This is a genomic window from Kocuria sp. U4B, assembly GCF_054875615.1.
The window spans coordinates 3427869-3447808 of the sequence record NZ_CM142180.1 but is presented as its reverse complement, the minus strand read 5'-3'; the positions used below and the strand labels follow the sequence as shown (position 1 = coordinate 3447808).

Annotated in this window: 18 protein-coding genes and 1 tRNA gene; 12 read left to right on the top strand and 7 right to left on the bottom strand. The window is 74.1% G+C overall.

The window, feature by feature from the left end:
• Position 1: 1 nt before the first annotated feature.
• Complete coding sequence (locus tag ACYSMR_RS16010) at positions 2 to 1525, bottom strand: replication-associated recombination protein A (protein ID WP_461746494.1); 1524 nt, start codon at positions 1523 to 1525, stop codon at positions 2 to 4.
• A gap of 91 nt (positions 1526 to 1616) precedes the next feature.
• Here ACYSMR_RS16010 and ACYSMR_RS16005 point away from each other — a divergent pair, with 91 nt between their 5' ends.
• Entirely contained in the window at positions 1617 to 2954 is a 1338-nt protein-coding gene (locus ACYSMR_RS16005) for a carboxylesterase family protein (protein ID WP_461746492.1), read from the top strand.
• A 29-nt stretch (positions 2955 to 2983) separates the two neighbouring features.
• Here ACYSMR_RS16005 and ACYSMR_RS16000 read toward each other — a convergent pair whose 3' ends face one another.
• Positions 2984 to 3541, bottom strand: coding sequence for a dihydrofolate reductase family protein (locus ACYSMR_RS16000; protein WP_461746490.1), 558 nt, complete (start codon positions 3539 to 3541; stop codon positions 2984 to 2986).
• A 223-nt stretch (positions 3542 to 3764) separates the two neighbouring features.
• Between ACYSMR_RS16000 and ACYSMR_RS15995 the strand changes: the two genes are divergently transcribed.
• The 3 genes from ACYSMR_RS15995 to ACYSMR_RS15985 all read left to right on the top strand — a co-directional run bounded on the left by ACYSMR_RS15995 (position 3765) and on the right by ACYSMR_RS15985 (position 7055).
• Positions 3765 to 4724: an AraC family transcriptional regulator gene (locus tag ACYSMR_RS15995; RefSeq protein ID WP_461746488.1), complete on the top strand. Its 960-nt coding sequence runs from the start codon at positions 3765 to 3767 to the stop codon at positions 4722 to 4724.
• Positions 4725 to 4979: 255 nt separating this feature from the next.
• Positions 4980 to 6347 carry a chromate efflux transporter gene (gene chrA / locus ACYSMR_RS15990; protein WP_461746486.1) on the top strand — a complete coding sequence of 456 codons (1368 nt, stop codon included), beginning with the start codon at positions 4980 to 4982 and terminating at the stop codon, positions 6345 to 6347.
• 78 nt (positions 6348 to 6425) lie between these two features.
• Positions 6426 to 7055, top strand: a complete 630-nt coding sequence (locus tag ACYSMR_RS15985; RefSeq protein ID WP_461746484.1) for a maleylpyruvate isomerase family mycothiol-dependent enzyme — start codon at positions 6426 to 6428, stop codon at positions 7053 to 7055.
• A gap of 39 nt (positions 7056 to 7094) precedes the next feature.
• On the opposite strand, the gene ACYSMR_RS15980 is transcribed toward ACYSMR_RS15985, so the two are convergent.
• Positions 7095 to 8267 carry an FAD-dependent monooxygenase gene (locus ACYSMR_RS15980; RefSeq protein ID WP_461746482.1) on the bottom strand — a complete coding sequence of 391 codons (1173 nt, stop codon included), beginning with the start codon at positions 8265 to 8267 and terminating at the stop codon, positions 7095 to 7097.
• A gap of 188 nt (positions 8268 to 8455) precedes the next feature.
• Here ACYSMR_RS15980 and ACYSMR_RS15975 point away from each other — a divergent pair, with 188 nt between their 5' ends.
• On the top strand, positions 8456 to 9808 hold the full coding sequence (locus ACYSMR_RS15975) for an MFS transporter (RefSeq protein WP_251332677.1): 1353 nt from the start codon (positions 8456 to 8458) through the stop codon (positions 9806 to 9808).
• A gap of 274 nt (positions 9809 to 10082) precedes the next feature.
• Here the strand turns inward: ACYSMR_RS15975 and ACYSMR_RS15970 are convergent, their stop codons facing one another.
• Complete coding sequence (locus ACYSMR_RS15970; protein WP_251332678.1) at positions 10083 to 11021, bottom strand: helix-turn-helix transcriptional regulator; 939 nt, start codon at positions 11019 to 11021, stop codon at positions 10083 to 10085.
• Between the two features lie 257 nt (positions 11022 to 11278).
• Between ACYSMR_RS15970 and ACYSMR_RS15965 the strand changes: the two genes are divergently transcribed.
• From ACYSMR_RS15965 to ACYSMR_RS15955, 3 genes are all read left to right on the top strand, one after another.
• Positions 11279 to 11635, top strand: coding sequence for a hypothetical protein (locus ACYSMR_RS15965; RefSeq protein ID WP_461746479.1), 357 nt, complete (start codon positions 11279 to 11281; stop codon positions 11633 to 11635).
• 239 nt (positions 11636 to 11874) lie between these two features.
• Positions 11875 to 12633 (top strand): MBL fold metallo-hydrolase, encoded by a 759-nt coding sequence (locus ACYSMR_RS15960; protein ID WP_461746477.1) that lies wholly within the window; start codon positions 11875 to 11877, stop codon positions 12631 to 12633.
• 139 nt (positions 12634 to 12772) lie between these two features.
• The gene (locus ACYSMR_RS15955) at positions 12773 to 13606 is read left to right on the top strand and encodes a hypothetical protein (RefSeq protein WP_461746475.1); all 834 of its coding nucleotides are present in this window, start codon (positions 12773 to 12775) and stop codon (positions 13604 to 13606) included.
• Positions 13607 to 13627: 21 nt separating this feature from the next.
• Here ACYSMR_RS15955 and ACYSMR_RS15950 read toward each other — a convergent pair whose 3' ends face one another.
• Positions 13628 to 13783 carry a hypothetical protein gene (locus ACYSMR_RS15950; protein ID WP_309125555.1) on the bottom strand — a complete coding sequence of 52 codons (156 nt, stop codon included), beginning with the start codon at positions 13781 to 13783 and terminating at the stop codon, positions 13628 to 13630.
• A gap of 509 nt (positions 13784 to 14292) precedes the next feature.
• On the opposite strand from ACYSMR_RS15950, the gene ACYSMR_RS15945 reads away from it, so the two are divergent.
• The 3 genes from ACYSMR_RS15945 (at position 14293) to ACYSMR_RS15935 (ending at position 16035) form a co-directional block, all read left to right on the top strand.
• On the top strand, positions 14293 to 14553 hold the full coding sequence (locus ACYSMR_RS15945; RefSeq protein ID WP_309125556.1) for a hypothetical protein: 261 nt from the start codon (positions 14293 to 14295) through the stop codon (positions 14551 to 14553).
• A gap of 161 nt (positions 14554 to 14714) precedes the next feature.
• Entirely contained in the window at positions 14715 to 15110 is a 396-nt protein-coding gene (locus ACYSMR_RS15940) for a hypothetical protein (protein ID WP_461746472.1), read from the top strand.
• Positions 15111 to 15201: 91 nt separating this feature from the next.
• Positions 15202 to 16035: a hypothetical protein gene (locus tag ACYSMR_RS15935; RefSeq protein ID WP_461746471.1), complete on the top strand. Its 834-nt coding sequence runs from the start codon at positions 15202 to 15204 to the stop codon at positions 16033 to 16035.
• A gap of 681 nt (positions 16036 to 16716) precedes the next feature.
• On the opposite strand, the gene ACYSMR_RS15930 is transcribed toward ACYSMR_RS15935, so the two are convergent.
• Positions 16717 to 16802, bottom strand: a tRNA-Leu gene (locus tag ACYSMR_RS15930).
• Positions 16803 to 16964: 162 nt separating this feature from the next.
• Entirely contained in the window at positions 16965 to 18158 is a 1194-nt protein-coding gene (gene glgA / locus ACYSMR_RS15925; RefSeq protein ID WP_309125558.1) for a glycogen synthase, read from the bottom strand.
• 208 nt (positions 18159 to 18366) lie between these two features.
• Here glgA and glgC point away from each other — a divergent pair, with 208 nt between their 5' ends.
• On the top strand, positions 18367 to 19611 hold the full coding sequence (gene glgC / locus ACYSMR_RS15920) for a glucose-1-phosphate adenylyltransferase (protein ID WP_251332687.1): 1245 nt from the start codon (positions 18367 to 18369) through the stop codon (positions 19609 to 19611).
• Positions 19612 to 19940: the final 329 nt, after the last annotated feature.

Genomic DNA, 19940 nt, shown 5'->3' with positions numbered 1-19940 from the left:
GTCACTGGCCGCCCCGGACGATGCCGCGCAGGATCTCCAGCCGCTCGGCGATCTGGCGCTCGCGGCCCCGGTCCACGGGCCGGTAGTAGTCGGTGCCCACGAGCTCGTCCGGCGGGTACTGCTGGGCGGCCACCCCGTTGGGCGCGTCGTGGGCGTACACGTAGCCGCGGCCGTGGCCCAGCCGGTCCGCCCCCGCGTAGTGGGCGTCCCGCAGATGCGCCGGCACGGGGCCGGCCCGGCCGGCGCGCACGTCGGCGATGGCCTCGTTGATCGCGGTGTAGGCGGCGTTGGACTTCGGGGCGGTGGCGAGGTGGGCGACGGCCTGGGCCAGGGGGATGCGGCCCTCGGGCATGCCGATGAGCTGGACGGCCTCCGCGGCGGCCACCGCGGTGGGCAGGGCGGTGGGATCGGCCGTGCCGATGTCCTCCGCCGCGGAGATGATGAGCCGGCGGGCGATGAAGCGGGGGTCCTCCCCCGCCTCGATCATCCGCGCGAGGTAGTGCATCGCGGCGTCGACGTCCGAGCCGCGGATAGACTTGATGAACGCGCTGACCACGTCGTAGTGCTGGTCGCCGTTCTTGTCGTAGCGCACCGCCGCCCGGTCGAGGGCCTCCTCGGCGTGGGCGCGGGTGATCTGGGGGACGGCGCCGTGGTCCCGCTCCGCGGCGTCCTGCTCCGCGGCGTCCTGCTCCGCGGCGTCCTGCTCCGCGGCGTCCTGCTCCGCGGCGTCCTGCTCCGCGGCGTCCTGCTCCGCGGCGTCCTGCTCCGAGAACGCGACGCCGGCCGCGGCCTCCAGCGAGGTCAGCGCCTTGCGGGCGTCGCCCCCGCACAGGTCCAGGAGGTGCTCCCGCGCCGGTGCGGACAGCTCCACCTGCCCGCCGAGGCCCCGGGGGTCGGCGACGGCGCGGTCCAGCAGCGCCGCGATGTCATCCCGCTCCAGCGGCCGCAGCGTCAGCAGCAGCGAGCGCGACAGCAGCGGGGAGATCACCGAGAAGGACGGGTTCTCCGTGGTCGCGGCGACCAGCACCACCCACCGGTTCTCCACCCCGGGCAGCAGGGCGTCCTGCTGGGCCTTGGTGAAGCGGTGGATCTCGTCGAGGAACAGCACCGTGGTGCGCCCGTGCAGGTCGCGGTCGGTGAGCGCCTCGTCCATCACCTTGCGGACGTCCTTGACCCCCGCGGTGATCGCGGACAGCTCCACGAACTTGCGGGAGACCCCGCGGGCGATGACGTGGGCGAGCGTGGTCTTGCCCGTGCCGGGGGGACCCCAGAGGATGATCGACGACGGCCCCGCCGGCCCCCGGTCCTCCCCCGCCAGGACCCGCAGCGGCGAGCCCGGCTTGAGCAGGTGCTGCTGGCCCACGACCTCGTCCAGGGTGCGCGGGCGCATCCGCACGGCGAGCGGGGCGCGGCTGCGGGACCGGGGGCGGGCCCGGCCCGGGGCGGGGACGTCGTCCGGCCGATCGCCCCCGGGGGCGCCGGAGGGCTCGGGGCGGTCGAGGTCGTCGAAGAGGGAGCCGGTCACGGCTCCAGGCTAGCCGCTGCCCCCGACCTGCTTCCCGCGGCGGCGCGGGCGCCGGGCGCGCCCGGGCCGGCGGCTGGCCATAATGGGCAGAATGATCACCACGCTCACGTTCACACCTCCCTGCGGCCCCGTCCTCGGCTGGGCCGACGGCGACGTGGTCCGCGCGACCGGCATCCCCTACGCGGGGGCCGACCGGTTCACCGCCCCCGCTGCGGCACCGGACTGGCAGGAGCCGTTTCCCGCCACGGAGCCCGCACCGGCCTGCGCCCAGGTCCGGTCCCCCTTCCTCGAGGAGGTCCTCGGCGGGGCGATGGACGGGCTGCCGCAGGACGAGCACTGCCAGCGGCTGTCGGTGACCCTGCCCCGCGACCTGGCCCCCGGCGAGCAGCTGCCCGTGATGGTCTGGATCCACGGCGGCTCCTACACCACCGGGGCCGGGGACGCCCCGATCATGGACCCGGCCCGGCTCGTGGCCGAGCAGCGCGTCGTGGTCGTGAACGTCACCTACCGGCTGGGCCTGTTCGGCTACCTGGGGACCGGCCACCACCGCCCGGCCAACCTGGGGCTGCTCGACCAGGTCGAGGCGTTCCGCTGGGTGGGTCGCAACATCGCGGCCTTCGGCGGGGACCCGGACCAGGTGACCGCGTTCGGCCAGTCCGCCGGGGCCGATGCGGTGGCCCACCTCATGGCGACCCCCGAGGCTCCCGCCCTGTTCCGCCGCGCCATTCTCCAGAGCCCCCCGCTGGGGATCTCCCGCGGCCGCCAGAAGATGAACGCCGCGATGGCGGCCGCGGCCGAGGTCGTCACCGCCGCCACCCCGGTGGAGGAGGTGGTGGCCCTCCAGGCCGAGGTCGCCGCCCACGCGGCCTCCTTCGGGCTCATGGGGGCGATGGCCTTCGGCACCCAGTACGGCCACCACCCCCTGCCGGCCGAGGAGGAGGTCGACGCGGCCTGGGACCGGGTCGCCCCGCACATCGACGTCCTCATCGGCCACACCACCGAGGAGGCACGGTTCTTCCTGCCGACGCGGCCCGCCCTGCTCCGGTGGGTCCGCCTCCCCCTGCTCGGGCCGCTGGTCCGCCGCGCCGTCGTGGGCTGGGTGACCGCCGAGGTCTACTCGCGGGCCATCCGCCGCTTCGCCCGGCGCCATGTGCGCGCCGGCGGCACCGCGCACACCTATCGACTCTCCTGGGCCGCCCCCGGCAACCCGTACGGGGCCGCCCACACGATCGACCTGCCGCTGCTGTTCGGCCACGAGCGCACCTGGGCGCACACCGGGCTGGTCGCCGGTGCGACGTGGGAGGAGATCGAGGCCCACGGCCGGCAGGTCCGCCGGCTGTGGGCCGGCTTCGCCCGCGGCGAGCCGCTGGGCGACGCCGGCCGCGTCCCCGGCGCCCTGAGCTACCGGCGCGGCGCGAGGCCGTTCTGACGCCCCGGCCGGGAGCGCCCGGCCGCCGGTCAGTGCACGGCGTCGTAGACGGCCTTGACGATGCCGTTGGCGTAGGCCTCGTGCTCGGCCAGCTCCAGGGTGCGCAGCGTGTCGGCCGAGTCGTCGAAGAGGCGCTTGCCCCGGCCGAGCAGGACCGGGAACACGAGCAGGTGGTACCGGTCCACGAGGTCGGCGGCGGCCAGCCCCTTGGCCAGCGTGGCGCTGCCGTGCACGAGGATGGTGCCGTCGGTGCTCTCCTTCAGCTGCGCGACCTCGTCGAGGGAGCGCAGCACCGAGGTGTTGTTCCACTGCGGGTCGGTCAGGGTGGAGGAGACCACGTACTTCGGCATGGCGTTGTACTCGGCGAACTCCTCCATCGACGGCCAGACCGGGGCGAACTCGTCGTAGCTCACCCGGCCCAGCAGCATCGCGGTCGCCTCCCGCTGCTCCCGGTCCTTGATCTCGTAGGCCGCCTCCTCGAAGGGGACCTGCTGGAAGGTCCAGCCGGCGTGGGGGTGCGGCCCGCCGCCTGGGGAGTCGACGACGCCGTCGAGCGTGATGAACTCCGAGATGATCAGCTGCCCCATGAGGATCTCCTGTCGGTGCGGTCGGCGCTGGCCCGTGCGGTTCCTACTCTGGCGCGGCGCCGGGGAGAGGGGAAGGGACACGCCGGTGCCGCCCGTCCGGGACCGCGTGCTGTCCGGCTCACCGCTCGTGGCTCCTCCACCCCGTCCCCGGCGGTGAAACGTGGAGCATTGGACGTTCCCGCGCCTATCCGACCGGACCCCGGGGACTCTAGGGTGGTGCGCCATGGGGGCCGTTCAGCGCGATGTCTTCGTCACCGCCGATGCCGGCGCGGCGGCTGACGCCCTGCGCTGGGTGGTCAAGCGCGCCGAGGTGCAGGCCTCCACGGCGCCGCACTTCGAGCTGACCGCGTCCTGGACGCTCGTCGGGCCCCTGATGTGCCGGCAGTCCCAGCTCGGCCCGTCGTCGTCGTTGCAGGTGGGCATCGATCCTCCCGAGGCCCTGAGCATCGCCCAGGTGAGCCGGGGCCGGATGACGATCGGCACCGGCCGGGACCGGCCCCGCGCCGACGACGGCCCGTTCCTGCTGCCGCAGGAGCCCTTCACCGCCACTTTGGAGGCCGCCCACCTGACCACCACGGCGCTGGAGCGCTCCTGGGTGGAGGACCACGCCGCCGAGCTGCTCCAGCGGGACGACTTCCGGCTGCGCTTCCACGACCGCACCCCCCGCACCGGAGCCGCCGCCGAGCACTGGAGGGACACCGTGCGCCACCTCCAGGACGACGTGCTCGACAACGAGGAGGCGATGAGCATCCCGCTGATCCGCGTCGAGGCCTACCGCAGGATCGCCACGGCCCTGCTGTGGACCTTCCCCGGCACCTTCCACGACGTCGACGCCCCCGTGGGCCAGGCCCCCGTCCTGCCCGGGCCGGTGCGCCGGGCGGTGGCCTTCATCGACGAGCACCGCGAGCTCCCCCTCGGGCCGGGCGAGATCGCCGCGGCCGCCCGCCTGTCCCCCGGCCGCCTGGAGCGCGCCTTCCGCGAGCACACGGGCACCACCCCGCTCGCCTACCTGCGCACCGCCCGCCTGGACGGCGCCCACCACGAGCTGATGGACGCCGACCCCGCCCTCGGGGCCACCGTCGCGGCGATCGCCCACCGCTGGGGCTTCACCGATCTCGACCGGTTCGCCGCCGCCTACCGCCACCACTACGGGCGCTCCCCCACCAGCACGCTGCACTCCTGACGCCGTCCTCGCAGGCGGCTCCCCCCGCACCGCCCCCCGGCGCACCGGGTGACTGCCCGACATCGTCAGGGGCAGCTGCCGCCTCCCTGTCGCCCCGGGCCGCGCACCCCGTACCGTGGACCGGGTCGCGGAGCACACCGCGGCACCCGCCGCGGCACCCGGCCACCGGCCCGGCCGCTCACGAGCCCCGACGGCCGGCGCCGGCAGGATCGACGAGCAGGGCCGCGCGGTCCTGCTCGGCGGAAGGGAACCACCATGAGCGCCAGCCCCCGGATCCACGACGTCGTCCCGCTGCGGGAGGCCACCCGGGCGTGGTTCAAGATCTCCCTGCAGACCTTCGGCGGCCCGGCCGGGCAGATCGCGGTCATGCAGCGGTCCCTGGTCGAGGAGCACCGCTGGATCGGGGAACGCCGGTTCCTGCACGCCCTGTCCTACTGCACCCTGCTGCCCGGGCCCGAGGCCCAGCAGCTTGCCGTCTACATCGGCTGGCTGCTCAACGGCACCCGCGGCGGCCTGATCGCCGGGACCCTGTTCGTCCTGCCCGGCGTCGTGGCGCTGCTGCTGCTCTCGGGCGTCTACGCCGCGTTCGGGGAGACGGCCGTCGTGGTGGCGCTGTTCGCCGGCCTCGCCCCGGCGGTGCTGGCCATCGTCGCGCAGGCCCTGCTCAAGGTCGCGAAGCGGGCCCTGCACCACCCGGCGCTGGTGGCCATCGCCGTGGCGTCGTTCCTGGCCCTGGCCGTGTTCGCGGTGCCCTTCCCCGCCGTGGTCGCCGCCGCCGCGGCCACCGGCTGGGTCACCGGCCGGGTGCGCCCGGCCGTCATGGCCGCCCCCGCCCGGAAGGCCGCCGGCGACGGACCGGAGCCGCTGATCTCCGACGAGGCCCTCCAGCACGCCCGGCCCTCCTGGAGACGGGCGGCGCTGATCCTGGGGATCGGGGTCCCCCTGTGGCTGGGCCCCGTCGCGCTCGCCGCCCTGCTCACCGGCACGGACAGCGTGTTCACCCAGCAGGGCCTGTTCTTCTCCGGCACCGCCCTGGTCACCTTCGGCGGGGCCTACGCGGTGCTGGCCTACGTGGCCCAGCAGGCCGTGGCCACCTACGGGTGGCTCGGGCCCGGGGAGATGGCCCGGGGACTGGCCCTGGCCGAGACCACCCCCGGCCCGCTGATCATGGTCGTGCAGTTCGTGGCCTTCCTCGGGGCCTTCCGCGACCCCGGCACCCTCGACCCGTGGGTCGCGGCCGTGCTGGCGTCGCTGCTGACCACCTGGGTCACCTTCGTCCCCTGCTTCCTGTTCATCTTCCTCGGCGCCCCCTACGTCGAGCGCCTGCGCGGGAACGCGTCGCTGTCGGCGGCGCTGACCGGCATCACCGCCGCCGTGGTCGGGGTGATCGCCAACCTCGCCGTCTACTTCGCCGTCCACACGCTCTTCGCCGCCACCACCCCCCTGTCCTGGGGACCGGTCCGGCTCGATCTCCCGCAGCTGACCAGCCTGCAACCACAGGCCGTGCTGATCGCCGCCGCCGCCCTGGTCATGGTCTTCCGCCTCAGGTGGAGCGTGCTGCGCACCCTCGGGGTGTGCGCCGCCGCCGGCCTGGCCGTCGGGCTGCTCGGGCTCCTCGGCTGACGTCCTCGCCTCGACCGGCACCGCACGGTCCTCGCGGCGCGACGGCGGCGCGGGTGGCACGCTGGATAGCCTGGTGCCATGTCCTCCTACTGGAGCGCCACGCACGCCGAGCGAGCGGCGCTGGCGCGCGACCTCCAGCACCTGTCCGAGGAGCAGTGGGCGGAACCGTCCCTGTGCGCGGGGCTCACGGTGCGCGAGGTCCTGGCCCACCTCACCGCCGGCGCCGCGCTCGGTCCCGCCCGCTGGTTCGCCGGAGTGGTGGGCTGCCGGTTCGACTTCGACCGCCAGGTCGCGGTGCGCCTGGCCGAACAGCTGGGCACCGACGGCGCCGACACCCTGCGCCGCTTCGACGCGGTGCGCACCGGCACCCGGTCCCCGACCGGGTCCCGGATCGTGCCCCTGGGCGAGGCGGTCGTGCACGCGGAGGACATCCGCCGCCCGCTGGGCATCCACCGTGCCTACCCGCCGCCGGTGCTGACCCGGCTGGCCGAGTACCACAGCGGCTCCGACTTCGTCGTGGTGGGCCGTCGGCGGGTGCAGGGTCTGCGTCTGGAGGCCGCCGACGGCCCCTTCGCCACCGGTGACGGTCCGCTGGTGACCGGTCCGACCCTCGCGCTGCTCATGGCCACCGTGGGCCGCGCCGCCTACCTGGACGACCTCGAGGGCGACGGCGTGGAGGTGCTCCGCGACCGCAGCCGTCCCGCCTGAGACGTCATCCCGCACGGAGCTGCGGCCCGGCCGCGCGGGTCAGCCCGCGCCGGGCGGGCACCAGTCGACGACGGGCGCCAGTCCCCTGACGAGCACCCGTGCGGGGACACGGCCCAGGAGCCGACCGGAGAGGTCGCGCAGGCGCGTGCCCACCGGGCCGGACGCCTGCGTCAGGCGGGCGGTGGAGCGGGAGCGGGCGGCGATGCGCGTGGTGCGCGGCAGCCGGACCCCGGTGTACCGCTCCAGGGCGGCCGACAGGCTCCCGTCCACGGTGAGGGCGGCCAGGGTGACGGCGTCCTCCAGCGCCTGGCATCCTCCCTGGCCCATCTCCGGGGTCATGGCGTGGGCGGCGTCGCCGACGAGGGCGACGCGGCCCGAGGTGAAGCGGGGCAGGGGCGTGCGGAGCTCCTGGACGTCGTGGTGCAGCACGTCGCCGGCTCGCAGCCCGGCGAGGACCTCCGGGATCGGGTCGTGCCAGCTGCCGAAGCGGGACCGCAGCTCCGCGGCGTCGTCCTCGTACGTGATCCCCGCCGCGGTGGTGGCGGTGGCGTAGCAGTACACGCGGCCCCCGGCCATCGGGACGACGGCGAACCGGTGGCCGCCCGGCCCCCACGTCTCCGCGCCCTGCGCCCCGGCCGGAGCCGGTGCCAGCAGGCGCCAGGCGGTGTACCCGGCGTACGCGGGCCCGGGGTGTCCAGGGAACAGGGAACTCCTCAGACGGGAGCGGATGCCGTCGGCGGCGACGACGAGGTCCGCCCCGATCCGGTCCCCGTCGCTGAGCAGCACTTCGGCCCGCTCGCCGCCGGCCGGGTCCCCGGGCGCCACGGCGTCGACGGACCGGCCCAGGTGCAGCGCGCCGGAGGGCAGGAGCTCCCGGAGCAGACCGGTCAGCTCGGCTCGGGCCAGGACGACCACCGAGTCCCCGAAGCGCGCCTCGAGAGCACCGGCGACGTCGCTGCGCCCCAGCCACCGCCCGTCGGGACGGCGGATCCCGGTACCGGCGCCCAGGACCGACCGCTCCCGCACGGCGTTCCCGACGCCCAGGACGTCCAGAGCCCGCAGCGCGTTGGGCCACAGGCTGATGCCGGCCCCCACGGGGTCCAGGACCGGCGCCCGGTCGTGGACGCTCACCTGCCAGCCGGCGCGGGCCAGAGCGGCGCCCGCCGCCAGGCCGCCGATGCCGGCCCCCACCACCACCGCACGTCCTGCCACCGTGCCGACCTCCGCCTCCTGCGTCCGGCGCAACGAAGCGCCAGCATTATCACACCATTGTCCGTTTGTCCAAGATCACACCGCCAGGGCATTGGCCGCCCGCGACATCGTCCGTAGCATCGTGACCTCATCCAGTTCGGCTCGACGACGCGCCTTCCCCTCCCCCGCTCCACACGGAAGGAACCGCCATGTCAGCGCCCCGCACCGCCCTGCTCCAGGTCGTCAACGCCCCCGGCCCCACCGGGACCCGGCTCGCGCTCCTCGCCCTCGCCCTGGGCGGCTTCGGCATCGGGACCACCGAGTTCGCCTCGATGGGCCTGCTGCCCTTCATCGCCGAGGACTTCGGCGCCTCGATCCCCTCCCTCGGCCACGCCATCTCGCTCTACGCCCTGGGCGTGGTCGTCGGCGCGCCGCTGGTCACCTCCTTGACCGCCCGGGTGGAGCGCAAGACGCTCCTGCTGGGCCTGATGACCGCGTTCACCGCCGGCAACGTCCTGTCCGCGGCCGCGCCCTCGCTCGACTGGCTGTACGCCGCCCGCTTCCTCTCCGGCCTGCCCCACGGGGCCTACTTCGGGGTCGCCGCCGTGGTGGCGTCCTCGATGGTGCCGCGCGAACGCCGCGGCACCGCCGTGGCCCGCGTGGCCCTGGGGCTGACGGTCGCCAACATCATCGGCGTGCCCCTGGCCGCGTTCCTCGGCGAGGCCCTGGGCTGGCGCTCGGGCTACGGTCTCGTGGTGGCCATCGGGCTGCTCACCGTCGCGGCCCTCGCCGCCTGGGTGCCCCGCACCCACAACACCGGCGGCGTCTCCGTAGCCCAGGAGGTCCGGGCCCTGGGCCGTCCCCAGGTGACCCTGACGCTGCTGGCCGGCGCCGTCGGCTTCGGCGGCATGTTCGCGGTCTACACCTACATCTCCCCCACCCTGACCGAGTTCAGCGGCCTCGACATCTCGGCGGTGCCGTGGGTGCTGGCCGTGTACGGGGTGGGCATGACGGCGGGCTCGCTGCTCGTCGGCCCCCTGCTGGACCGCTCGATCGAGAAGACCGCGCTGGGCGCCGGAGCCGTCTCCGCGGTGGCCCTGGCCTTCTTCGGCCTGTTCGTCCACCTCCCGGCCGCGGCCGTGCTCGGCGTGCTGTGGATCGGGATCATGGGCTCCGTCTTCAGCACGGCGCTGCAGATGCGCCTGCTCCGTGAGGCCAAGGACGCCCCGTCGCTGACCGCCGCGATGAACCACGCGGCCTTCAACCTGGCCAACGCCCTGGGGGCCTTCCTGGGCGGGGCCGTGATCTCCGCCGGGTGGGGCTACCGCGCCCCGGCCTGGGTGGGTGTCGGCCTGGCCGTGGCCGGCCTGCTCCTCCTGGGCCAGGCCGTGCGCATGCACCGTGGCGATGACGCGCCCGCGTTCCTCCCCGTGCGCGGACTGTCCACCTGGCCCTCCCGCGCGCTGTCCACCATGGTCGTGCTCCTGCCGGAGACGGCACCCGTGGACCCGGTCCTGGTGAACAGCGCCCGGACGACGCGGTGGGCCGACCTCGGCCGCTGATTCGTGGCCGTCACCGGCGTCCGTCCCGGCTGAGCCTCCCGTGGTCTCCGGGGCGACGTCCTGGACCCCTGCCGGGCGCGCCCGAGGCCTGTGCGCGTCAGAGGCACCGCCGATCCTGCGGTTCGACGCAGCACCGGCCGAGGCCGCCCGGTCGGGTCGCCAGGGGTGCCCGGCTCTCCTCCCTGTGGTCGCCCGGCCGCGGCCGGGGACCTGGGACGGCGCGACAAGGGGAGCGCGGAACCTCCGACGGCCGGCCCCCGCGCTCCGGCGGGTGTCAGGAGCCGAGGGTCTGGCGAGGAGTGGTCCCGTAGATCTGCCGGTAGTACTGGGCGAAGCGGCCCGGGTGCGTGAAACCCCACCGGGCGGCGATGTCCTTCACGGTGTCCCCGCGGGCGGGGTCGCCGACTTGCAGCTCGCGGTGGGCGGCGTCCATCCGGGCCCGGCGCAGGTACTGGGCCGGGGTGAGCCCCAGCGGGTGGTTGGCCCGGAACGCCCGGACCAGCGCCTTCGTGGTGGTGCCGGCGGCACGGGCGGCGTCCTCGACGGTGACCGGGCTCGCGGCATGGTCGTCGAAGAACTGCACGGCGGCCCGGTAGCGGTGGGTCTGCGCCTCCATGGACAAATACCGCGCGTCGGGGTCCCCGACCAGGGGGAAGCACTCGAGCAGCCCCACGGCGAGGTTGCGGGTGAGGTCCGCGCGCACCAGCGGCTCGTCGAAGGCCTCGGTGCCCAGCACGTCGGCCCCGTAGCGGGCGAGCTGCGTCCAGAACTGTCCCAATCGGTCGCTGATCGGGGTGGAGGAGGCGAAGAGGACCGGGGTGTCGGTGCCGTAGACCGTGTCGGCGGTCTCCTGCACCAGGTCCACCGGCAGGTGGGCGAGGGTGACGTCCACGTCCTCGGCCACCACGAGCGACGGGTGCCCGGGACGGAACAGCACGGAGGAGCCCGCGGCGGCGCTCCCGGTCTCCTCGCGCGTCTGCCAGTCGTACCGGGTCCCGTGCACGTTGGCCACCGTGAAGCCCTCGGTGTCGCCCCACAGGGACATCGCCCCGCCCACGCGGACCGCGGACACGGCGACCTGTTCGTCCCCGGCCCGGGACAGGTGGTAGGCGAAGCGCGGATCCGTGGTGCTGTACCCGAAGCGCAGCCCGGTCCGATCGCCCAGCGCGGCGACCACCTCAGGGTCCGAGACCGTGAGCTCATGCCGGAACACCCCACCCATGAGACGGCATCAACCTCCTCACAGGCCGCACCCGGAAAGGGTTCAGCTCCGACCGCCCGTTCCCCGCGCGCCGGGGAAGTTCGCCCCATTATGACCCACCCCACCGGTCACCGGAGGTCGTCGCGTCATATGTCCTCACACGGAGGGGGCGCCCTCCCACCGGATCGGCCCCACAAGTGGGGTCAGACAGTTCCTTTTCGCACATGACACGATGCAGGGACCATGCCGTGGGACTAGGGGGAGCCACTGTGTCCAAGGACCAGGAGAACGCACTGATCATCGGGCTCGGGGCCGTCGGAGTGCCCCTCACCTGCCGCGTTCTCTACGAATGGTCGCCGGGGAGCAGGTTCGACACCACCATGGCGCTCATCATGCTGCTGTGGATGCTGTACTTCGCCACCTGGGTCGTCCAGCGGGCCCGCTACGCGCGTCTACAGGACCTGGGGCAGCACGGCCAGGCGGCAGCACGGGACGCCGAGCCCTCCCGCACGGCGTCCGGTGTCCCGCTGGCCGCCTCCCTCGGGCCCGGGACCGACGAGCCCGCGCCTGCTCTGCGTCCCAGCCTCCTGGAGCAGCTCGGGCGTCCGGAGCGGCTGCGCGCCTGACCCGCCCCGTCCGGCGGTCCGTCCCGGCAGCACCCGCACGGAGGCCGGCACGGGACCGGCGCCCTCCGGCGGGCGTGTCGGGGACGACGGGCCGGCGGGGGCGGGGAGACTGGACCGGAGGCCGTGTCCGGCCCGACCCGCCGCTGTCGCCGATGGCCCGGGCCCCGCCGATGCGGGTGGTCCGCCACGGCGCCACCCCGGCCGGCGGTGTCGTCGTCGACCCCAGGAGAGCGCGAGCAATGGGCAAGTGGAGCACCACCGGCAACCTGCACCACCTCGGCCCGGGGACCACCCTGGTCACCGGACCGGCGGCCAACTGGCTGATCGTGCGCGACGGGGAGGCCTACACCCTCGTCGACTGCGGCTACCCGGACGACCGCGAGCTCGTCGACGCCTCCATCGCCGCGGCCGGGGCCACCGGCCTGCCCGAGGCCGTCGTCGTCACCCATGCCCACGCCGACCACATCGGCACCCTGGGGCGCTTCGCCGACGCCGGCGTGCCGATCCACTGCGCGGCGGCCGAGGTGCCGAACATGACCGGCACCTCCCGCGAGCAGATCGGCCCGAGAGGGTCCCTGCCGCGGGCGCTGCGCTCCTGGCGCTGGGCGAAGTGGTGCGTCCACGCGATCCGCACCGGTGGGCTCAGGGACGTCACCGTCGCGGCTTCCGCGCTCACGCCTTTCGACACCGACGTCGAGGTCCTCGATCTGCCCGGGGCGATGCGGCCCGTCGCCACCACCGGTCACACCTCCGGGCACACGTCCTTCCTCATCGGCGACACGGGCGTCGTCGCGGCCGGCGACGCGGTGATCACCGGCCACATGACCTCCCCCGTCCTCGGCGCCCCGCAGATGCTGCCCGCGCCCTACCACCACGATCCGGTCCGGGCCGAGGACACGGCACTCCGCCTGCTCTCCGGCGCCGACTTCGGCGTCCTGGCACCGGGCCACGGCGGTCCCCTGCCCGTGCCGGCCGGCACGCGGCTGGTCCTGCACTGAGCCTCCGGCCGGGTGCACCGGCCGCGGGGCCGGACCCGGTGCACGGCCCCCGGCGCGGAGCACCGGGTCCACCGTGCCCTGCGCCTCGCCCGCCCGGTGACCGGTTCCCGGCGACGGGCCTGCTCAGTAGAGTTCCGCCATGACGGAGCTGCTCTACGAGTGGATGACCCCGCAGCAGGCGGCCGCCGCGCTGGAGGAGTACCTCGCCGAGCGGGCGCCGTCCCTGGACCGTCTGCGCTCCGCGCTGGCCGACGAGCGCGTGGACCCGGCCGCGGCGCTGGACTGCTCCGTCGACTCGGTGGCGCGGGTGTGGGAGTGGGTCACCGACCGGGTCACCGGGCTCGGCGTCGATCCCCGACCGCTGGCCGAGGACCCGACCCGGCCCCGCTGGCCCAGCTGGGCGCGGCACAGGATGCTCGTGGACCCGCACCCGCCGGCCGGGTCCCTGGCACTGGTCGACGGGTTCGCCGCCTACCTGGGGGAGGTCATCACCACCGCCGTCCCCGAGGCGTCGTGGCAGGCCGGTCACCACCGCATCAACGACTTCCCGATGCTCAACCGGCCGGTGCTCGCCGCCGCCGAGCACCAGGTCTTCCTGCCCGGCCTGCCGATCTACAGCGCCTACCAGAGCGCCCACGGACGGGACCCGATGAGCGGGACCGAGATGTTCGAGCACGTGCAGCGGACGATCTCCGCGCTGCACGGGCAGGGGCCTGAGGCGGCCACCGCCGAGGAGCCGTACGTGACCGTCGTCCCCGAGGTGGACTGCTTCGACGTCGGGCTGCGCGCCGACATCGCCGCACAGCATCCGGTGCTGGTGGACCGGTTGATCGCCGAGCTGACCGACCGTGACGGCGTCGCGTCGGTCCACCGCTACGGGCCCGCAGCGCTGGTCGTCGACGCCCCGTCCTGGGAGGAGCTCCGGCTGCAGATGTGGCTGACCCTGTGGCTGCAGCGCCACCTGCCTCGCTGACCCGGGCGCACGCCGGCTGGGCTAGGAACGGTCGGCGATCGCCCGCGTCCGGCGCAGGTCCCCGGAGATGCCGGCCAGCGCGACCAGCAGCGCCACCGTGATGAGCGCCGTCTGCCCGAGCACGACCGCCGCGGCCAGCAGCGCGACGGCGAGCACGCCGAATCCCCATCGTGTCATCGTCCGCGCTGTCGTCGCCGCCATCGTTCTCTCCTGGTTCCGCGCCGGGTGGTTCGCCGGCGATTGTTCCATCCCGTACCTGTGGCCCGCCTGAGGACGGTGAGCCGGTGGCTCCGGTCGGGCGCCCGGAGTGCCCCGGCACGCTGGGGCGTGGAGACGTGGCTCGTCGTGTCGCCCAGCAGAGCCGGGCGCACGGGCACCGTCCGGCACGCCCCCGGCGCGCCCACCGCGCAGAGGGCGCCGGCGAGGGCCATGACCACGGGCACGGCGAGGACGGACCAGCGGGAGGCGCGTGCGGTCCTCCTGGCGGATGAGGCCGGGGAACCCCGCGCTGTCGGTGCCGGAGCGTGCCGGGCGTACCGGCGGCCGCCCACGCCCGACGTCGTGGGCGGGCTCCGGTGGCACCTCGCAGGCATGCGACAGCCAGCCCGGCACCGGCTGGTCGTGCCGGAACGGCGCAACCGGGCGAGCCGCTGCCCGAGCACCCGCCGCGCTGCTAGGTTCCGACCATGAGCACCTCCACCCTGCTGAGCGCCACGCTGCTGCCCGAGCCCGGTTCGGCCACCAGCGTCGCCCTTTTCGTGGTCCTCGCCCTGGCCACCCTGGCGCTGGCCGCGACGGTCCTCCTCCGCGCCCGCCGGTTCCGGCACCGCCCCACCCGGTCCCGCGACAGCCGTGGCGGCGCCTCCTCGGACTCCGGCTCGGCCGGGATCTGGGGCTCCTCCGGCGGGGACGGTGGTGACGGCGGCGGCGGGGGTGGGTGCGACTGACCCGTGGCGGCCGCCCCCCTCCTGCGGCAGGCGCTCGTGCTCGTCCTGCCGCTGCCGGGCTGTCCGGCGCTGAGCATCGCCGGGTCCGTCGTCACCGCGCCGTGCCGGTCGGACTACCATCGGTTCCGTCAACGACGCCACGTACCTCAGGAGGAGCTCCCGTGCCTGACGACGACGCCCTGCTGGCCTTCCTGCGCGAGCACCTGGAACAGGACTGCGGCGGCGACATCCACGCCCTGCGCCGCAGTGTCACCCGCGCGATCGAGCAGCTGGAGGAGGGCACCAACACGCTTTACGTCCTGGTCGTGGACTGGGGCGAGGAGGCTGGCGGAGGGCACGAGGGGCAGACCCGGTGGAAGGTCGTGGAGAGCGAGACCGGGGACGGCCCGGTCTTCGCCTCGGGCACCGTGACCGAGTTCATCGGCCTGGACGAAGGCGAGGCCAAGCTGGCCCAGGCCGTCCGGGAGAACGGCTTCGAGCTTACCGGGGCGTTCCTCTACGGCATCGTCGCCGGTAGCAGCGTCGCCATGGTCCGCAGGCTCCCGCGCCAGGAGTGACCGGCACGGCGTCCCTGTCCGCGGTGAATAACCGTCGGCCGCCGTCCGCGTCGACCCGCGACGGCTCCGCCCCCGCAGTAGAGTCACGTCCATGACGGAGCTGCTCTACGAGTGGATGAGCCCGCAGCAGGCTGCGGAGGCACTCGATGCGTATCTGGCCGAGCGCGACCCGGCGCTGCAGCACCTGCGCTCAGCGCCGGCCGGTCGAGGGCCGGGCCCCGGCGAGCTCCTCGACGGTTCGGTCGAGTCGGTGGCCCCGGCCTGGGAATGGATCACCGCCCGGGTGGCCGAGCTCGGCGTGGATCCGAGAGCACTGGATGACGACCCGACTCGCCCCGCGTGGCCCAGCTGGGCCCGCCACGGCAAGCTCGTGGACCCGCACCCGCCGGCCGCCGCCCTCGCCCTGGTCGACGGCTTCGCCTCCTACCTCGGCCAGCTGCTCACCACGGCGGTGCCCGAGGCGCGGTGGCGCGTCGGGCACCACCGCATCAGCGACTACCCGGCGCTCAACCACCCGGTGCTCGCCGGCGCCGGGCACGAGGTCTTCCTCCCCGGGATGCCGCTCTACAGCGCCTACCAGTCCGCCCACGGCCGGCCGGCGATGAGCGGGACCGAGATGCTCGCCCACACCCGCCGCACGATCGCAGCGCTGCGCGGGGAGGGCCGGGAGGCGGCCGCCGTCGAGGAGCCGCCGGTGACGGTGGTCGCCGAGGTGGACTGCTTCGACGTCGGGCTGCGCGAGGACATCGCCGACGCCCACCCAGCGGTCGTCGAGCAGCTGATCGCCGAGCTCACCGACCGCGACGGTGTCGAGTCGGTCCACCGGTACGGGCCCGCCGCCCTCGTCGTGGACGCCCCGTCCTGGGACGAGATGCGGTTGAAGCTGTGGTGCACCATGTGGCTGCAGCGCCATCTGCCGCGGTGATCGCGGGCTCCCTCCCGTCCCGTCGCCCCCGCCTGCCGTGGTGGCAGGGAGTCCCTCTCGCCGATCTCCGGCGCCCGGAACCGCAGCGTCGGCCGCCACCGCCAGGAGGAGCAGCTGCACCAGGGCCGTCGGCATCACTGGAGGGCTCGGCGTCCGGGTGAGCATCCAGCCGAGGACCAGCCGGCGGAAGACCACGTCTTCGGCCGCCGGCAGCAGCAGCACCGCGCACAGTGCCACTGTCACGGCTTCGGCGGGAAAGCCCTCGCTCGTCGTCCCTGGGGCAGCCGCGACCACCCCACCGGTCCTCCGACCGTCAGGGTGGCGCTGAGGCCGGCGTGGCGCTGAGGCCGGCGTGGCGCCGATGCCGATGAACACGGCGGGGACCACGACGGCGAACGGACCGGCGGTCACGACGACCTGCCTCCCGGCGCCGGTGCCCTCCGCATGGACGGTGCACGGACAGACGGCGTCGGCACCGGCATCCGCCGGAGGCCACCCCGTATCCGGTCGCCTCTGCGGCACCGGGAGAACACCGGACCGACCGGCACGTTGCGTTGCCTCGATCTCCTGGGCGCGGCGGGCAGCAGGCGCCCACCGCGCCCAGAGCGACACTGGCAACCAGAGGAAGGACTCCGGGGACGACGAAGGCCCCGGACCATCCGGTCCGGGGCCTTCCCGTCGTGCGCGAGGGGGGACTTGAACCCCCACCCTCTAATACGAGGACTAGCACCTCAAGCTAGCGCGTCTGCCTATTCCGCCACCCGCGCGAGTGGATCCAGGTCCGGCCTGCTTCCGTTTCCGGCGGCCTTCGCTGAACGCAACAGGGAATAAGTTACCACATGTCCGCCGCCGGTTCACATCGGCCCCGGCGACCGCCGCCTCCTGCGCCCCGCACCGGACGCACGGCGCCGGACGCTCACGGCAGGGGCTCACAGCACGGAGCGGTAGACCTCCACGGTGCGCTCGGCAATCGACTCCCACGCGAAGGCCTCCTCGGCGCGGCGGCGGCCGGCCGCACCCATCTCCCGCGCCCGGGCGGGGTCGGAGACGACCTCCGTGAGCGCCGCCGCGAAGTCCGCCACGAACTTCTCGGGGTCCAGGGGCGTCCCGGTGCCGTCCTGGACCTGCTCGAGCGCCACGAGCCGGCCGGTGACGCCGTCGACCACGACCTCGGGGATCCCGCCGGTCGCGGAGGCGACGACGGCGGTGCCGCACGCCATGGCCTCGAGGTTGACGATGCCCAGCGGCTCGTAGACGGACGGGCACGCGAACGCCGTGGCGTGCGAGAGGATCTGGACGATCTCGCGGCGCGGGAGCATCTTCTCGATGAGCACCACCCCGGAGCGCGTGGCCTTCAGGTCGTGGATGAGCGCGTTGACCTCCGCGCCCAGCTCGGGGGTGTCGGCGGCGCCCGCGCACAGCACGAGCTGCACGTCCTCGGGCAGCAGGGCCGCGGCGCGCAGCAGGTACGGCACGCCCTTCTGCCGGGTCACCCGCCCCACGAACGCCACGGACGGCTTCGCCGGGTCGATCCCGTAGGCCTCGAGGACGTCGGTGCCCTCGTCGCGCACCCACTGGCTGACGTCGATGCCGTTGTGCACGGTGCGCACCCGGTCCGGGTCCACCTCGGGGTAGGAGCGCAGGATGTCCTGCCGCATGCCGTCGGAGACGGCGATGATCGCCGCGGCCGCCTCGTAGGCGGTCTTCTCCACGAAGGAGGAGACGGCGTAGCCGCCGCCGAGCTGCTCGGCCTTCCACGGGCGCAGCGGCTCGAGGGAGTGGGCGGAGAGCACGTGCGGGATCCCGTACATCAGCGAGGAGAGGTGGCCCGCCATGTTGGCGTACCACGTGTGCGAGTGCACGACGTCCGCGCCGGCGACGTCCCCCACCATCGCAAGGTCCACCCCGAGCGTCTGGATGGCGGCGTTGGCGTCCGCCAGCTCGCCGGGCACGGGGTAGGCCTTCACCTCCGCCCCGTTGACCCGCGGTTCCCGGGGCGCACCGAAACAGTGCACCTTCAGGTCGACCAGCGGGGCCAGGACCCGCGAGAGCTCGGACACGTGGACTCCGGCGCCGCCGTAGATCTCGGGCGGGAACTCCTTGGACAAGATATCGACTCGCACGTTCCCGAGCGTACTGCAGGAGCCCGCCCGTGCCACCGGAACGCGGCGGAGACTTTCGGGCGGCCCCGCACCGGACGACATTTTGACTCGCGCCGTGGTGGGGGTCACCCAGTTCCCGCGGGTTAAGACACAATGAAGGCGCCTGTCGATTGCCTCGGCGCCGCCAGGCGGATGCGAGCCCGTTGCCGAAGATGTCAGAGAGGTCCTCATGCCCCACCGTAAGAAGGTTCTCGCGATCGTCCTCGCCGGGGGCGAGGGCAAGCGCCTGATGCCCCTGACCGAGGACCGCGCCAAGCCGGCGGTCCCCTTCGGCGGCAGCTACCGGCTCATCGACTTCGCCCTGTCCAACCTCGTGAACTCCGGATACCTGCAGATCGTGGTGCTCACACAGTACAAGTCCCACTCCCTGGACCGGCACGTCTCCGAGACGTGGCGGCTGTCCACCCAGCTGGGAAACTACGTGACCACGGTCCCGGCGCAGCAGCGCCGCGGCAAGGACTGGTACCTGGGGTCGGCGAACGCCATCTACCAGTCCCTGAACCTCGTCGACGACGCCCGGCCGGACATCGTGGTCGTCGTGGGGGCGGACCACGTGTACCGGATGGACTTCTCCGCCATGGTCGACTTCCACGTGCAGTCCGGGGCACGGGCCACGGTGGCCGGCGTGCGCCAGCCCATGGAGATGGTGACGTCCTTCGGCGTGATCGAGACGGACCCGAACGACCCCACCCGGATCACCCGGTTCGTCGAGAAGCCCCAGTCCACCGCTCCCCTGCCCGACGACCCGAACGCCTTCTACGCCTCGATGGGCAACTACGTCTTCGACACCGACGCCCTGGTCGAGGCCCTGCGCGTGGACGAGTCCAAGGACGACACCGACCACGACATGGGCGGGGACATCATGCCGTGGTTCGCCGACCGGGGCGAGGCGGCCGTCTACGACTTCACGGGCAACGACGTCCCGGGCTCCACGGACCGGGACCGGCAGTACTGGCGCGACGTGGGCACCCTGGACTCCTACTACGACTCCCACCTGGACCTCATCCGCCCGCTGCCGGTGTTCAACCTCTACAACTACTCGTGGCCGATCTACACCTACGGCGTGCAGGCCCCGCCGGCCAAGCTCGTCCGCGGCCCCCACGGCGAGGGCGGCGTCGCGACGGACTCGATCCTCTCCGCGGGTGTGCTCATCACGGGCGGGCGGGTGCACGAGTCGGTGCTCTCCCCCAAGGTGCTGGTGCAGAACGACGCCACCGTCAGCCAGTCCGTGCTCATGGACAACGTGTGGGTCGGCGAGGGCGCCGTGGTGGACCGGTGCATCCTCGACAAGAACGTGGTCGTCCCGCCGGGCACGCGGGTGGGCGTGGACCGCGAGGAGGACAAGGCCCGCGGGCTGACCGTGACCACCTCCGGGCTGACGGTCGCTCCAAAGAACTACCGCTTCGAGCTCTAGCGTCTCCCGCGCCGGCCATGCGCCCCGTCCCCAGCTCAGGGGACGGGGCGCCGTCGTGCTGCCCTGACACCGGGTGGGCAGGCATCGCCGCGAGCCGTCCGGGCGCACCGGCGGGATCTCGCGCAACAGCCCTGTCAGCCCACATCGATCGGTGCGATCGACAGTCGCCCCAGGTCACACCGGCTTCACCATCCGCGTGGGTCAATCGCCGGGAGCGGCCTCCGAGGCCTTCCGTGTGGAGTCCCACCTCGGGCCACCACCCCATTGGATGCATACGTATCAACCCCCTCTCCTGGACCGCCAGGGGCACATGTAGGGACGACCACGGG

What these genes read in the sequence shown, in the direction of transcription:
- ACYSMR_RS16000 (WP_461746490.1), bottom strand. Translation starts at nt 3,541, where the DNA reads ATGGGGCAGCTGATCATCTCGGAGTTCATCACGCTCGACGGCGTCGTC.
- ACYSMR_RS15995 (WP_461746488.1), top strand. Translation starts at nt 3,765, where the DNA reads ATGGGGGCCGTTCAGCGCGATGTCTTCGTCACCGCCGATGCCGGCGCG.
- ACYSMR_RS15960 (WP_461746477.1), top strand. Translation starts at nt 11,875, where the DNA reads ATGGGCAAGTGGAGCACCACCGGCAACCTGCACCACCTCGGCCCGGGG.
- ACYSMR_RS15935 (WP_461746471.1), top strand. Translation starts at nt 15,202, where the DNA reads ATGACGGAGCTGCTCTACGAGTGGATGAGCCCGCAGCAGGCTGCGGAG.
- ACYSMR_RS15950 (WP_309125555.1), bottom strand. Translation starts at nt 13,783, where the DNA reads ATGACACGATGGGGATTCGGCGTGCTCGCCGTCGCGCTGCTGGCCGCG.
- ACYSMR_RS15985 (WP_461746484.1), top strand. Translation starts at nt 6,426, where the DNA reads ATGTCCTCCTACTGGAGCGCCACGCACGCCGAGCGAGCGGCGCTGGCG.
- ACYSMR_RS15945 (WP_309125556.1), top strand. Translation starts at nt 14,293, where the DNA reads ATGAGCACCTCCACCCTGCTGAGCGCCACGCTGCTGCCCGAGCCCGGT.
- ACYSMR_RS16005 (WP_461746492.1), top strand. Translation starts at nt 1,617, where the DNA reads ATGATCACCACGCTCACGTTCACACCTCCCTGCGGCCCCGTCCTCGGC.
- glgC (WP_251332687.1), top strand. Translation starts at nt 18,367, where the DNA reads ATGCCCCACCGTAAGAAGGTTCTCGCGATCGTCCTCGCCGGGGGCGAG.
- chrA (WP_461746486.1), top strand. Translation starts at nt 4,980, where the DNA reads ATGAGCGCCAGCCCCCGGATCCACGACGTCGTCCCGCTGCGGGAGGCC.
- ACYSMR_RS15955 (WP_461746475.1), top strand. Translation starts at nt 12,773, where the DNA reads ATGACGGAGCTGCTCTACGAGTGGATGACCCCGCAGCAGGCGGCCGCC.
- ACYSMR_RS15975 (WP_251332677.1), top strand. Translation starts at nt 8,456, where the DNA reads ATGTCAGCGCCCCGCACCGCCCTGCTCCAGGTCGTCAACGCCCCCGGC.